General features: G+C 72.5%; 10 protein-coding genes. 5 read left to right on the forward strand and 5 right to left on the reverse strand.

Translation table 11 applies throughout. The features are described from left to right. The first annotated feature begins 35 nt into the window (after window positions 1-35). Window positions 36-1,271 carry a uroporphyrinogen-III C-methyltransferase gene (gene cobA / locus AB0C04_RS11995; RefSeq protein WP_357052065.1) on the forward strand — a complete coding sequence of 412 codons (1,236 nt, stop codon included), beginning with the start codon at window positions 36-38 and terminating at the stop codon, window positions 1,269-1,271. Between the two features lie 154 nt (window positions 1,272-1,425). Here cobA and otsB read toward each other — a convergent pair whose 3' ends face one another. Both otsB and AB0C04_RS12005 read right to left on the reverse strand, forming a co-directional pair. Beyond that, window positions 1,426-3,987, reverse strand: a complete 2,562-nt coding sequence (gene otsB / locus AB0C04_RS12000; protein ID WP_357052275.1) for a trehalose-phosphatase — start codon at window positions 3,985-3,987, stop codon at window positions 1,426-1,428. A 41-nt stretch (window positions 3,988-4,028) separates the two neighbouring features. Continuing rightward, window positions 4,029-5,429 carry a trehalose-6-phosphate synthase gene (locus AB0C04_RS12005; protein WP_350872038.1) on the reverse strand — a complete coding sequence of 467 codons (1,401 nt, stop codon included), beginning with the start codon at window positions 5,427-5,429 and terminating at the stop codon, window positions 4,029-4,031. 306 nt (window positions 5,430-5,735) lie between these two features. Between AB0C04_RS12005 and ettA the strand changes: the two genes are divergently transcribed. The 4 genes from ettA to AB0C04_RS12025 all read left to right on the forward strand — a co-directional run bounded on the left by ettA (window position 5,736) and on the right by AB0C04_RS12025 (window position 9,347). After that, entirely contained in the window at window positions 5,736-7,412 is a 1,677-nt protein-coding gene (ettA, locus tag AB0C04_RS12010; RefSeq protein WP_350872039.1) for an energy-dependent translational throttle protein EttA, read from the forward strand. A gap of 2 nt (window positions 7,413-7,414) precedes the next feature. Next, window positions 7,415-7,861, forward strand: coding sequence for a thioesterase family protein (locus tag AB0C04_RS12015; protein WP_357052070.1), 447 nt, complete (start codon window positions 7,415-7,417; stop codon window positions 7,859-7,861). Window positions 7,862-7,914: 53 nt separating this feature from the next. After that, complete coding sequence (locus AB0C04_RS12020) at window positions 7,915-8,631, forward strand: hypothetical protein (protein WP_357052073.1); 717 nt, start codon at window positions 7,915-7,917, stop codon at window positions 8,629-8,631. Window positions 8,632-8,762: 131 nt separating this feature from the next. Continuing rightward, window positions 8,763-9,347, forward strand: coding sequence for a YbjN domain-containing protein (locus AB0C04_RS12025; RefSeq protein WP_357052076.1), 585 nt, complete (start codon window positions 8,763-8,765; stop codon window positions 9,345-9,347). 60 nt (window positions 9,348-9,407) lie between these two features. Here the strand turns inward: AB0C04_RS12025 and AB0C04_RS12030 are convergent, their stop codons facing one another. From AB0C04_RS12030 to AB0C04_RS12040, 3 genes are all read right to left on the reverse strand, one after another. Beyond that, window positions 9,408-9,788 (reverse strand): globin, encoded by a 381-nt coding sequence (locus AB0C04_RS12030; RefSeq protein WP_357052079.1) that lies wholly within the window; start codon window positions 9,786-9,788, stop codon window positions 9,408-9,410. A 167-nt stretch (window positions 9,789-9,955) separates the two neighbouring features. Beyond that, window positions 9,956-11,353 (reverse strand): MFS transporter, encoded by a 1,398-nt coding sequence (locus AB0C04_RS12035; protein ID WP_357052082.1) that lies wholly within the window; start codon window positions 11,351-11,353, stop codon window positions 9,956-9,958. Window positions 11,354-11,589: 236 nt separating this feature from the next. Continuing rightward, the gene (locus tag AB0C04_RS12040) at window positions 11,590-12,657 is read right to left on the reverse strand and encodes a mechanosensitive ion channel family protein (RefSeq protein ID WP_357052278.1); all 1,068 of its coding nucleotides are present in this window, start codon (window positions 12,655-12,657) and stop codon (window positions 11,590-11,592) included. Window positions 12,658-12,933 lie beyond the last annotated feature (276 nt).

Genomic DNA, 12,933 nt, shown 5'->3' on the forward strand with positions numbered 1-12,933 from the left:
GCTCACGCCGGCGCCGAGCCGGGCGGGGCGGCGGCGTGAGCGAGACACCGTACCCGCTCGGGCTGCGGCTGGCCGGGCTGCGGGTGGTCGTGGTGGGCGGCGGAACGGTGGCCACCCGGCGGGTGCCCGCCCTGCTGGACGCGGGCGCGGACGTGCTGCTGGTGGCACCGGAGCTGACCCCGGCGCTGCGCGCGCACGTCGACGCCGGTCGGCTGCGCTGGGCGGCCCGCCGGTTCGCCCCCGAGGACCTGGACGGGGCCTGGCTGGTCCAGGTGGCGGTGGACGACCCGTCGGCCGCGGCGTCGGTCAGCGCCGCCGCCGCCGAGCGGCGCATCTTCTGCGTACGCGCCGACGACCGGACGGCGGCGACCGCCTGGACGCCGGCGGTGACCCGGCACGGGCCGGTGACGGTCGCGGTGCTGGGCGGTGGCGATCCGCGTCGGGCGATGAGCGTCCGGGACGCGGTACGCGAGCTGCTCGCCGCGCGCGCCGGGTTCGAGCCGGTGGCCGAGCCGGACGCGCCTCGGCGATCGGCGGGCGGCCCGGCCGGACGGGTCGCCCTGGTCGGCGCCGGGCCAGGTGATCCCGAGCTGATCACCGTGAAGGGCTGGCGGTTGCTGACCGAGGCGGACGTGGTGGTCGCCGACCGGCTGGTACCCGGGCTGCTCCTCGACGAGCTGCGGGCCGACGTGGAGCTGGTCGACGCCTCCAAGATCCCGTACGGGCCGGCCCGGGCCCAGGAGGAGATCAACCGGATCCTGGTCGACCGCGCCCGCGCCGGTGCGTTCGTGGTCCGGCTCAAGGGCGGCGACCCGTACGTCTTCGGTCGTGGTGGGGAGGAGCTGCTGGCCTGCGCCGAGGCCGGCGTACCGGTGACCGTGGTCCCCGGGGTGACCAGCTCCATCGCCGCCCCGGCGGCGGCCGGCATTCCGGTCACCCACCGGGCGGTCGCGCACGAGTTCACCGTGGTCTCGGGGCACCTGGCGCCGGACTCGCCGGCCTCACTGGTGCGCTGGGACGCGCTGGCCGGGTTGCGGGGCACGCTGGTGATCCTGATGGGGCTGAAGAACCTGGCCGGGATCACCGCCACCCTGCTCGCCCACGGCCGCCGGCCGGACACCCCCGCCGCGGTGGTCCAGGAGGCGACCACCGGCTCCCAGCGGGTCCTCCGGTCAACCCTGGCGAACGTCGCCGCCGACGCGACCACGGCGAACCTCCGCCCCCCGGCCGTAGTGGTCATCGGCAACGTGGTCGACGCCCTCGTCGTCTGACCGCCCCCGTCAGCGCTCGTTGATCGTGAAGTTGTCGTCGCGACACGCCGAGGCGGGCGACAACAACTTTGTGATCAACGCGTCGGGGTGAGCGGGGGAACACGGCGACGGCCGGAGCGCGAGGCTCCGGCCGTCGTCGGGGTGGACCGTCAGCTCACTGCTTGAGCATGTTGTCCAGCAGGAGGGCGCAGCGGATCAGGCCGAGGTGGCTGTAGGCCTGCGGGTGGTTGCCCAGCCCGCGCTCGGCCAGCGGGTCGTACTGCTCGGGGAGCAGCCCCGTCGGTCCGGCGGTGTCGACCATCTGGGCGAAGAGCTCCTCGGCGTCGAGCCGCCGGCCGGTGCGCAGGTACGCCTCGATCAGCCACGCCGTGCAGATGTGGAAGCCGCCCTCCCGCCCGGGCAGGCCGTCGTCCCAGTGGTAGCGGTAGACGACCGGCCCGCTGCGCAGGTCGGCCTCGATCTTCAGCACCGTGGAGAGGAAGCGCGGGTCGTCGCCCGGAAGCAGACCGGAGAGGCCGATCCAGAGCGACGAGGCGTCCATGTCCTCGTCACCGTAGGCGACGCTGTAGGCCTCCGCGTGCTCGTGCCAGCCGTGCTCCAGCACGTTGGCCGCGATCCGGTCGCGCAGCTCGACCCACTCCGGCCGGTCCTCGCCGCCGTGCTGGCGCACCACGTGCAGGGCCCGGTCCACGGTCATCCAGCACATGACCTTGGAGAAGATGTGGTGCCGCGGTGGGAGGCGGGCCTCCCAGATGCCGTGGTCGGGTTCGTGCCAGCGGCGGCTGACCGCCTCGACCATCGACTCCAGCACCCGCCACTCGGTCTCCCGGACCGAGCCGCGCAGGTCGGCCACGGCGGCGATCAGGTCGGCGACCGGGCCGAAGACGTCCAGCTGGAGCTGGTGGTTGGCCAGGTTGCCGACCCGGACGGGCCGGGAGCCGGCGTAGCCGGGCAGGGTGTCGATGACCGCCTCGGCGCCGAGTTCGTACCCGTCGACCGTGTAGAGCGGGTGCAGCCGCTCCGGGTGCCCGCCGGTGCGCTCGACGACGCCGTCGATCCAGCGCAGCAGCCCCTCGGCCTCCTCGGTCGAGCCGAGGTCGACCAGCGACCGGGCGGTCAGCGCGGCGTCGCGCAGCCAGCAGTAGCGGTAGTCCCAGTTGCGGACTCCGCCCAGCTCCTCCGGCAGCGAGGTGGTCGCGGCGGCCAGGATCGAGCCGGTGGGCTGGTGACAGAGCCCGCGCAGCGTCAGCGCGCTGCGGACCACCAGGTCGCGGGCGGTGGTGGGCAGCTTGAGCGAGGCCACCCAGTCCTTCCACGGCTGCTCCGCGGCGGCCTGTCGCTCGTGCACGGGCAGCCGGTGGTGTTCCACGCTGTGGGTGCCGAAGCGCAGCTCCAGCACGACCTGCCCGCCGGCCGCCCGCAGGTCCACGATTGCCTTGGCGGTCTCGTAGCCGCCGTCGCTGACGACGTCCCACTCGACCCCGGGGGAGTAGAGCACGATCGGCTCGTTCGAACCGAGCACCAGCAGACCGTCGCCGACCGGCTGCAGCTGCACCGCCACCTGGCCGAACTCGGGCCGGGGAGCGAACTCCACCCGGGCCCGGCCGTGGCCGGTGAGCACCCGGACCAGCGTCGAGTCGCCGGCCATGATGGCCGGGCCGTCCGGGGTGGTCTCCTGCGCCGGCAGGTCCAGCCAGTCGGTCACGGTGAGACCCGACCACCGGGTCTCCACCGTCATCGTGCCGCCGCGGTAGCGCTGGCCCAACGGGATGCCGCCGCGCTCCGGCGAGACGGTGAAGTGCCCGGCCGGGCTGCCGCCGACCAGGTCGGCGAAGATCGCCGCCGAGTCCGGCTTGGGGTTGCAGAGCCAGGTGACCTTCGCGTCGGGGGTGAGCAGCGCGACCGTCCGGCCGTTGGCCAGCATGGAGTGCCGCTCGATCGGCACCGCCCGCTCGCCGAAGAGCCAGTGCCGCCGGGTCTCCAGCAGCAGGCCGAGGGCCCGCGCCGCCTCGATCGGCTCGTCGACCCGGTAGTCGGCCTTGGTGTCGCCCACGCCGATCTTGATGCCGACGTCCGGCCCGTGCAGGTTGCCGAAGGCGTTCTCATCGGTGACGTCGTCGCCGATGAAGAGCACCGCGCTGGCGGAGAGCTGGGTCCGCAGCTGGTCGACCGCGGTGCCCTTGTGGGTGGCGACCACCGACAGCTCGATGACCTCCTTGCCCTGGGTGACCGTGACGCCGTCCCAGGTGGCGGGGCCGCCACGGACCGCGTCGATGGCGGCGGCGGCGACCTGCGGGTCGACCCCGCGGGTGTGCACCGCCACGCTCGCCGGCTTGCGCTCCAGCCGTACGCCCGGGTGGCTCGCGGCGATCTCGCGCAGCGCGTCGCGCAGCCGGGTGCGGACCGCGATCAGCTCCGGGGAGAGCCGCTCGACGAAGCCGATGTCGAACTCGGAGCCGTGGCTGCCGACCAGGTGGACCTCGCTGGGCAGCCGGGAGAGCGCGGCCAGGTCGCGCAGCGCCCGGCCGGAGACCACCGCCACGCTCGTCTGGGGCAGGGAGGCCAGCGCGCGGATCGCGGCGACCGCCTCGGGCAGCGGTACGGCCTTGCTCGGGTCCTCGACGATCGGGGCCAGGGTGCCGTCGTAGTCGCAGGCGATCAGGAGCTGGGGGACCCGGGCGATCCGGCCGATGGCCGAGCGCAGTTCCGGGTCCATGACGCCGGTGGCGATGGTGGCGCCACCGGGGACGGGCGTGTTCACGCGGCCTCCGCCTCCGGCACGCCGAGCTCGGTGAGGAACGACTTGGCCCAGTGGCCAACGTCATTGGTACGCAGATGGCGTTGCATCGTCCGCATGCGGCGGCGGGCCTCCGGCTTCTCCACATGCACGGCCCGCAGCAGGGCGTCCTTGACCGCGTCCGGGTCGTGCGGGTTGCACAAAAATGCCTGGCGCAGCTCCGTGGCCGCGCCGGCGAACTCACTGAGCACGAGCGCGCCGCCCTGGTCCCCGCGCGATGCGACGTACTCCTTGGCCACCAGATTCATTCCGTCTCGAAGCGGGGTCACCATCATCACGTCGGCAGCGACGTACATCGCGGCAAGTTCACTGCGACTGTACGACTGATGCAGATAATGCACCGCCGGCACGCCGACCCTGCCGAATTCGCCATTAATCCGACCAACCTCGCGTTCTACCTTGACCCGAAGGGCCTGGTAGTGCTCCACGCGTTCGCGGCTCGGTGTGGCCACCTGGACCATGACCGCGTCGGGCACTGTCAGCTTTCCGTCAGCCAGCAGTTCCCGGAAGGCCTTGAGCCGCAGCTCGATGCCCTTGGTGTAGTCGAGCCGGTCCACGCCCAGGATGATCGTCTTGGGGTTGCCCAGCTCCTCGCGGATCTCCTTGGCCCGGGCCAGCACCGCCGGGTCGGCGGCCATCCGCTCCATCTCCCGGGTGTCGATCGAGATGGGGAAGGCCCCGGCCTTCACCTGCCGGCCGTCGACCTGGATCATCTGCCCCTCGTAGCGCAGCCCGAGCAGGTGCCGGGCCAGCCGGACGAAGTTCTGCGCGGCCAGCCGCTGCTGGAACCCGACCAGGTCGGCGCCGAGCAGGCCGCGCAGGATCTCGGTGCGGAACGGCATCTGCATGAACAGCTCGATCGGCGGGAACGGGATGTGCAGGAAGAAGCCGATCCGCAGGTCCGGCCGGAGCTCGCGGAGCATCGCCGGCACCAGCTGGAGCTGGTAGTCCTGCACCCAGACCGTGGCGCCCTCGGCCGCCACCTCCGCCGCGGCCTCGGCGAACCGGGCGTTGACCAGCCGGTACGCCTCCCGCCAGCGGCGCTTGTAGGCCGGCGTCTCGACCGCGTCGTGGTAGAGCGGCCAGATCGTCGCGTTGGACTGACCCTCGTAGTAGCGCTCCAGCTCCTCGGCGCTGAGCGGGACCGGGTGCAGCCGGATGCCCTCCAGGTCGAACGGTTCGGGGGCGGCGCCGGTGCCGCCGGCCCAGCCGACCCAGGTGCCCTGATGCTCGGCGAGGACGGGATGCAGCGCCGTCACCAGCCCGCCCGGGCTGCGTCGCCACTGCCGTCCCTCAGGTGTGCTCACCTCGTCGACCGGCAGGCGGTTCGCCACTACGACAAAGGAGCTGCGGACGGTCACGTTCGGCCACCTCCGGGTGCTGACGGGTCAACCGCGAATGAGCGTACTGAGCGTAGCTGCGGCGTCTGGGGCCCCGTGCCGGAGTTCCCTACCCGTCCCACGGTCGCCGAATCCTGCCGGTGATCTTGCCAACAGCCGCCGAACGGGCTGCACGGGGGGCGGGGTGATGTGGGCGAAGTCCGCCGTACCTGTCAGGATTGACGACGGCGTGCGTGCAGCCGGCCCCGGCCGGCGGCGGCCGGCGGAAGTCGCAGCCCGCGCCGCGCCGCAAGCTCGCGATCCCAATCGACGGAGGTAGCCCGCACCGTGGCCCAGTTCATCTACGTCCTGGAAAAGGCGCGCAAGGCGCACGGCGACAAGGTCGTGCTGGACAACGTGACGCTGAACTTCCTGCCCGGGGCCAAGATCGGCGTGGTCGGGCCGAACGGCGCCGGTAAGTCCAGCCTCCTCAAGATCATGGCAGGGCTCGACAAGCCGAGCAACGGCGAGGCCCGGCTGATGCCCGGCTACACCGTCGGCATGCTCGCCCAGGAGCCTCCGCTCAACGACGCCAAGACCGTGCTCGGCAACGTCGAGGAGGCGGTCGCCGAGACCAAGGCCAAGCTGGAGCGGTTCAACAAGATCGCCGAGCAGATGGCGACGGACTACTCCGACGAGCTGATGGAGGAGATGGGCAAGCTCCAGGAGGAGCTGGACCACCTCGACGCCTGGGACATCGACTCCAAGCTCGAACTGGCCATGGACGCGCTGCGCTGCCCGCCGCCGGACGCCGACGTCACCCAGCTCTCCGGTGGTGAGCGTCGCCGGGTGGCGCTCTGCAAGCTGCTGCTGGAGGCGCCCGACCTGCTGCTGCTCGACGAGCCCACCAACCACCTGGACGCCGAGAGCGTCTCCTGGCTGGAGCAGCACCTGGCCAAGTACGCCGGCACCGTCATGGCGATCACCCACGACCGGTACTTCCTGGACAACGTGGCCAACTGGATCCTCGAGCTGGACCGCGGCCGGACCTACCCCTACGAGGGCAACTACTCCACCTACCTGGAGAAGAAGGCCGCCCGGCTGGCCGTCGAGGGCCGCCGCGACGCCAAGATGAAGAAGCGCCTCACCGAGGAGCTGGAGTGGGTCCGCTCCAACGCCAAGGCCCGGCAGACCAAGTCCAAGGCCCGCCTGGACCGGTACGACGAGATGGCCACCGAGGCGGAGAAGACCCGCAAGCTGGACTTCGAGGAGATCCAGATCCCGCCGGGCCCGCGCCTGGGCAGCACGGTCATCGAGGCGTCCCACCTCACCAAGGGCTTCGGCGACCGGGTGCTGATCAACGACCTGTCGTTCTCGTTGCCGCGCAACGGCATCGTCGGCATCATCGGCCCGAACGGCGTCGGCAAGACCACCCTGTTCAAGACCATCGTCGGGCTGGAGCAGCCGACGAGCGGCTCGGTCCGGGTCGGCGAGACCGTCTCGCTGTCGTACGTCGACCAGAACCGGCAGGGCCTCAGCGGCGACAAGACCGTCTGGGAGGTCGTCTCCGACGGGCTGGACTACCTGATGGTGGGCAAGGTCGAGATGCCGTCCCGGGCGTACATCGCCGCGTTCGGCTTCAAGGGCCCGGACCAGCAGAAGCCGACCAAGGTGCTCTCCGGCGGTGAGCGCAACCGGCTCAACCTGGCGCTGACGCTGAAGATCGGCGGCAACGTGATCCTGCTCGACGAGCCGACCAACGACCTGGACGTGGAGACCCTCTCCAGCCTGGAGAACGCGCTGCTGGAGTTCCCGGGCTGCGCCGTGGTCATCTCGCACGACCGGATGTTCCTGGACCGGGTCGCGACGCACATCCTGGCCTGGGAGGGCGACGACGAGGACCCGTCGAAGTGGTTCTGGTTCGAGGGCAACTTCGACGCGTACGAGAAGAACAAGATCGACCGGCTCGGCGCGGAGGCCGCCCGGCCGCACCGGGTGACCTACCGCAAGCTGACCCGCGACTGATCATGGCTGACCGGTTCGTCTACCAGTGCACCCTGCGGTGGTCCGACCTGGACGCGTTCGGCCACGTCAACAACTCGCGCTTCCTCACCCTCTATGAGGAGGCCCGGGTGGCGTTGATGTTCGCCGGTGCCCGGGCGGCGGGGGTCGACTCGTTCGCCGACGGAGTGGTGATCCGCCGGCACGAGGTCGACTACCTGCGCCCGGTCGACTATCCGTTGGCCGGGGCCACCGCCGAGGGCGGGCCGACCGTGCGGATCGAACTCTGGGTGGAGGAGATCAAGCCCTCCCGGTTCACCGTCGCGTACGAGCTCTACGACGGCGAGGTGCTCGCCGGGCGGGCCCGGTCGGTGCTGGTGCCGTTCGACCTCGGTCGGCAGCTGCCCCGGCGGATCACCGACCGGGAGCGGGAGTTCCTGCGGACGTACGCGCTCTCCGGCGGGTCGGCGTGACCCGGCCGGGGCCGGCCGGTCCGCGGCCCGTCCCGGCGGCGTCCGGTGGGGCGGTGGCGCCGAGCAGCGGCTCGCCGGCGGAGCCCGCGCCCGCTGCCGGCGGGCACGGCATCGTCGGGGTCGCCGACGCCGGCGCGTTCCTGGCCCGGCTGCTCCGGCTGGACCCGGCCCTCCCGGTTCGGCTCCGTCCGGTCGACGGCGGCCGGACGGCGCTCTGGGCCCGGCTGCCCTGGCAGGTGCTGGTGGTGCGCACCGTGGCCGGCCCGGGGCCGGGGGACGTGACCGTCTCGGCCGCGGAACTCCTGGCCGAGCTGGAACGCTCCGGCCCGGCGCTGCCGGCCCGGCGGGACGCGCAGTGGCGGTGGCCGTTGCCGCCGGCGGCGAGCCGGCCGGTGGAGACGCTGCCCGCCGCCGACCTGTGGCGGATCGCCCGGGCGGCGGCCGGCACCCTGCGGGCCGCCAGCGAACACGGTGTGGCCGGTCGGGCGGTGGGGCAGCGGGCGCTGCGCGACGCGCTGCTCGACCACGTGGCCGTGCTGGTCACCCCGGAGGATCCGCCCGGTGCGCCGGTCGAGGTGCCGCAACGACTGGTGCAGGGGCTGGTCCGGATGGGCTTTCTGGGCCCGCCGGACGGCTCCCGGCCGGAGGCCGACGCCCAGGTGCGCGTAGGCGGCCGATGGGTCGGGCTGGTGGGACCATACGGAGCGGCCTGGTCGCAGAAGGCCACGGATCTTGGCCTGACGCCCCTCGGGGGTCGTCCGAACGGATGACCCTGGGTCATTCTTCTGGGTTGGGGCGGTCGTTGGGGGGATGCTTCAACCCGGCTGTCCGGGTACCGTCCATCCTCGGATCCAACGCACCGTAGGCGACTGGATCCGCTGGGGAGTGAGGTGCGCGAGCGATGCCGTGGTGGTCATGGCGCCCGGGTCCCGCCGGCGGCGGCGATCCGGAAAGTCGGAGCGGGATCACAGTGGAGAGCACCGTCCGGGTCGGACCACCGACCCCGCGCCAGCCGGGAGACGACTGCACGGCCAACGACCGGTCGGTGACCGTCGGGATGCCGGCCACCGTCGAGCCGGTCACGCTGAGCCGGGTCTGCGACGCGCTCGACTTGCTCGACGTGCGCTACCTGGCTGACGGTGACGGCAACCTGCTGGCCATGTGGGAGCGGCACGCGGTGCTGGTCACCCTCGAAGGGCCCGAGGACGAGATTCTGGTGATGCGGGCGCGTCCGCACGCGACCGTCCCGCCGGACTGGGCCGACCGGGCCTACCGGGTGGTCAACGAGTGGAACCACACCCGCCGGTTCTGCAAGGCCTACATCGGCGACCCGACCGAGCGCGGTCAGCTGCCGATCTACGCCGAGTTGCAGGTGCCGTTGGGTGCCGGCACCCACGACGCGCTCCTGGTCGAGATGCTCGACTGCGGCGCGGCGGTGGCCACCAGCTTCGTGGACTGGCTGCACGACGAGGGCGCGCTGCTCTGAGCCGCCGGGCCGGCCGCGTGGTGCGGCGGATCCCCGCCGCCACGACCGCCGGCCCGGCCGTCAGGCCGGGTCCTCCATCACGTTCACCATGAAGTACGCGGCCCGCTCCAGGTAGTCCCAGAGCGCGGTGGCGTGCTCCGGCGGCAGGTCCAGCCGGTCGAGGGCGCGGCGCATGTTCCGCAGCCAGGCGTCCCGCTCCGCCGCGCCGATCCGGAACGGCGCGTGCCGCATCCGCAGCCGCGGGTGCCCGCGCTGCGCCGAGTAGGTGTTCGGCCCGCCCCAGTACTGGATCAGGAAGAGGCTGAACCGCTCGGCCGCCGGACCCAGGTCCTCCTCGGGATACATCGGTCGCAGCAGCGGGTCCTCGGCGACGCCGGCGTAGAACTCGTCCACCAGCTTGCGGAAGGTGGGTTCGCCGCCGATCGCCTCGAAGAGAGTCATCGACGGCTGGGCACGGTCGGATTCACCTGCGGGGTGCACCGTTCCATCCTGCCAGGCGACCTGAGCGCCGGCGGTACGGGTGGACCCGCCGTCGATGTGCGTCGGGTCACGGGCGTGCGGTCGGCCGGCAACGTCATCCGGTAGCGGGCGTGCGGCCGGGCCGGACGTCAGCTGACCGCGTGCCGCCGCCGACCGTTCTCGCCGGGCTGCCCGGGAACCGGGTCGGCCGCGGGGTGCGGCCGGTCGGCGGCTGGCGAGCCCTCGGGACCCTCCGGGCCGGGCGTCGCGTTCGCCGAGTCCGCCGCCGTCATGGCGGCGGCGACCGACTGCTGGCTCGGCCAGCGCAGGGCGGCCACGAGCATCAGCAGGACCCCGGCGGCGCTCCAGATGCCGACCACCAACGGAATCTTGAAGCGGTCCGCGAGCACTCCGGTGACCAGCACCGCGAGGCCCTGGATCACCTGGACCCCGGTGGCCATCACGCCGAAGGCGCGGGCCCGGAACGCGTCCGGCAGGGCCTGCACGAAGAGCCCGTTGGCGGTCGGCAGCATGCCGGCGACCGCGAAGCCGCAGGCGGCCGCGAGCAGCGCCACCACCAGGGCCGGTGGGTCGAACAGTGCGGGCACCAGGGTGAGCGGGGCGAGCACCGCCAGCGGGCGCATCAGGGTGAGCCGGCGGGCCGGCCCGAAGGCCCGCCCGACCAGCAGCCCGCCGAGGATGAAGCCAACCGGATTGGCGGCCATGATCACCGCCTGCGCCATGCCCGCGTCGAGGTCACCCCCGGCTTTGGTGGCGGCCCAGGGGGCGGCGAGGCCTTCCGGCACGATCGAGAAGAGCATGGCGCTGAACACCAGCACGGCGATGGCCCGCAGCACCGGGGTGCCGAACACGATCTGGAACCCCTGGGAGGTCTCCCGGAGCAGGTGGGTGCGGTGCGCCGGGCTCAGGGCGGCCGGGCGGTCCTCCACGCCCAGGCGGACCAGGACCGCCGAGACGGCGAAGGTGCCCGCGTTGATCAGCAGTGCGGTGACCGGGTCGAGGGCGGCGATCGAGGCCCCCATGAGGTAGCCGACCACCTGGGCCGCCTGACCGACGCTGGCGTTCAGGGACAGCCCGAGGACCAGCCGGTCGCCGGCGAGGATCTGTGGCATCAGCGCGGACTTCGCGGCCTGGCTGGGCGGGTTGGCCAGGGTGGTGAGGAAGAGCAGCGCCAGCAGGACCTGCACCGGCAGGCTCGGGATGGCCATGAGCAGCATCAGCGCCATCCGGATCACGTCGCACGCCACCATCACCCGCCGGTACGGGTAGCGCTCGGCGAGCGCGGCGAGCAGCGGACCGCCGGCCAGCCACGGCAGGTAGCTGACCGCGAAGGCGGCGGCGGAGAGCGCGACCGACTTGGTCTCCTGATAGACCAGCAGGGTGACCGCGGCCTTGGCGAGGTAGTCACCGACCCAGGAGAGCGAACCCGCCGCGAAGACAGCCCGGAATTCCCGTTGGGCGAAGACCTCGCGGAAGGTGGCCGGCCCCTCCGCTGAGGGTCGCTCGTCGGACACCGTCGCCTCCATGTTCCCCAGGACGGCCACTCGTGACGGCGTCGGCCCGGGAACTGTCGTCAGATCAATTGATCAGCGAGGACGCCAGCACGCTCCGGCGGGGGAACGCGTGCCCCGGATTCTGCCCGATCGTCTGACAACTAGCTAGGGCGAACGGATAGATCGTCGCATCTCCGACTGAACGAACGGACGATACCTGAGGGGCCACGCGGACCGCGACCCCACAACCGACGGCCATATCGGACCGCTCAGGTCGCGCCGCCCCGCCCCGGCTCGCCGTCGGCCGGCGGCCGGCCGGGCAGACCGGGGAAGAGGCGGGCGGCGGCGATCTGCGCGGTGATCCCGGAGTTCTCCAACGCCTCGGCCAGCCGACGACGCAGCTCCCGACCCACCGCGAACTGGCCGTCCGCGGTCGTCTTCACCACCGTGCGGATCACCGCGCCGTCCACCGTCATCTGCTCCACGCCGAGCACCTCCGGCTCCTCGACGATCTCCGGCGCCAGCTCCGGGTCCAGGGCGACCGAGGCGGCCGCGGTACGCAGCACCGCGGTGGCCTCCTCGGTGGCGGCGAACCCGATCGGCAGGTCGACCACGACCAGGGCCCAGCCCTGACTCTTGTTGCCCACCCGGACGATCTCGCCGTTGCGGATGTACCAGAGCACGCCGCGCCCGTCCCGGACGGTGGTGACCCGCAGCCCCACCGACTCCACCACGCCGTTGGCCTCGCCGAGGTCGACGTTGTCACCGACGCCGTACTGGTCCTCGATCAGCATGAACAGGCCGGCGATCAGGTCCTTCACCAGGCTCTGCGCGCCGAAGCCCAGGGCCACGCCGGCGATGCCCGCGCTGGCCAGCAGCGGGGCCAGGTCGAAGCTGAACTCGCGCAGGATCATCAACAGCGCGATGCCGAAGAAGAACGCCGTGGTCAGGCTGCGCAGCACCGAGCCGATCGCCTCGGCCCGTTGCCGCCGTCGCTCGGGCACGAACTCGCCGGGCTCCACCGCGGCGCTCGGGATCCGCTCGCGCAGTGGCCGCAGCATGGTCGGCACCCCGGCGTCGGTGGTGGTGCGGACCAGCCGGCTGATGGTCCGGTGCACGGCCCAGCGGGCGATCACCGCCAGCAGCAGGATCAGCACCACCCGCAGCGGCTTGACCAGGATCCAGTAGCTGCCCTCGGCGAACCAGACCGACCTGGTGGTCTCCCAGGTGACCCGGCACACCGTCTCGTTCAGGCATTCCGGGCTCGGGGCGGGGGTACCGGGCACGGCCGCGAGGAGCGTCAGGACGGAGGCAGTCACCCTGTCTTCGTACCGCAACCGGCCCGGTGGCCCGCCGCCGACCCACCGCAGGGTGACCGGCCCGTCGCTGTCACCCGGCCGGTGGGTGAACGGAGCGGGCGAACCGGTCATCTCGCGGGGCCCGGAAAAACCTTCACGAGGGAGCCCGGATTAGTACGTGCAATCCGGGGTCCGATCAGGGACTATTGGCGCAACGGACGTCGGTGATCCGGCCGACGTCGACCGTGCTGGGCCGTCATGCCCGGCCCCGGTCGGCGGCGCGCGGAGGGGGCCGCTGAACCGGGAGGGTGAGCG

The sequence above is a fragment of the Micromonospora sp. NPDC048909 genome, from assembly GCF_040649635.1.
GTDB lineage: Bacteria > Actinomycetota > Actinomycetes > Mycobacteriales > Micromonosporaceae > Micromonospora.

What these genes read in the sequence shown, in the direction of transcription:
- AB0C04_RS12025 (WP_357052076.1), top strand. Translation starts at nt 8,763, where the DNA reads ATGCCGTGGTGGTCATGGCGCCCGGGTCCCGCCGGCGGCGGCGATCCG.
- AB0C04_RS12015 (WP_357052070.1), top strand. Translation starts at nt 7,415, where the DNA reads ATGGCTGACCGGTTCGTCTACCAGTGCACCCTGCGGTGGTCCGACCTG.
- otsB (WP_357052275.1), bottom strand. Translation starts at nt 3,987, where the DNA reads ATGGACCCGGAACTGCGCTCGGCCATCGGCCGGATCGCCCGGGTCCCC.
- AB0C04_RS12030 (WP_357052079.1), bottom strand. Translation starts at nt 9,788, where the DNA reads ATGACTCTCTTCGAGGCGATCGGCGGCGAACCCACCTTCCGCAAGCTG.
- AB0C04_RS12035 (WP_357052082.1), bottom strand. Translation starts at nt 11,353, where the DNA reads ATGGAGGCGACGGTGTCCGACGAGCGACCCTCAGCGGAGGGGCCGGCC.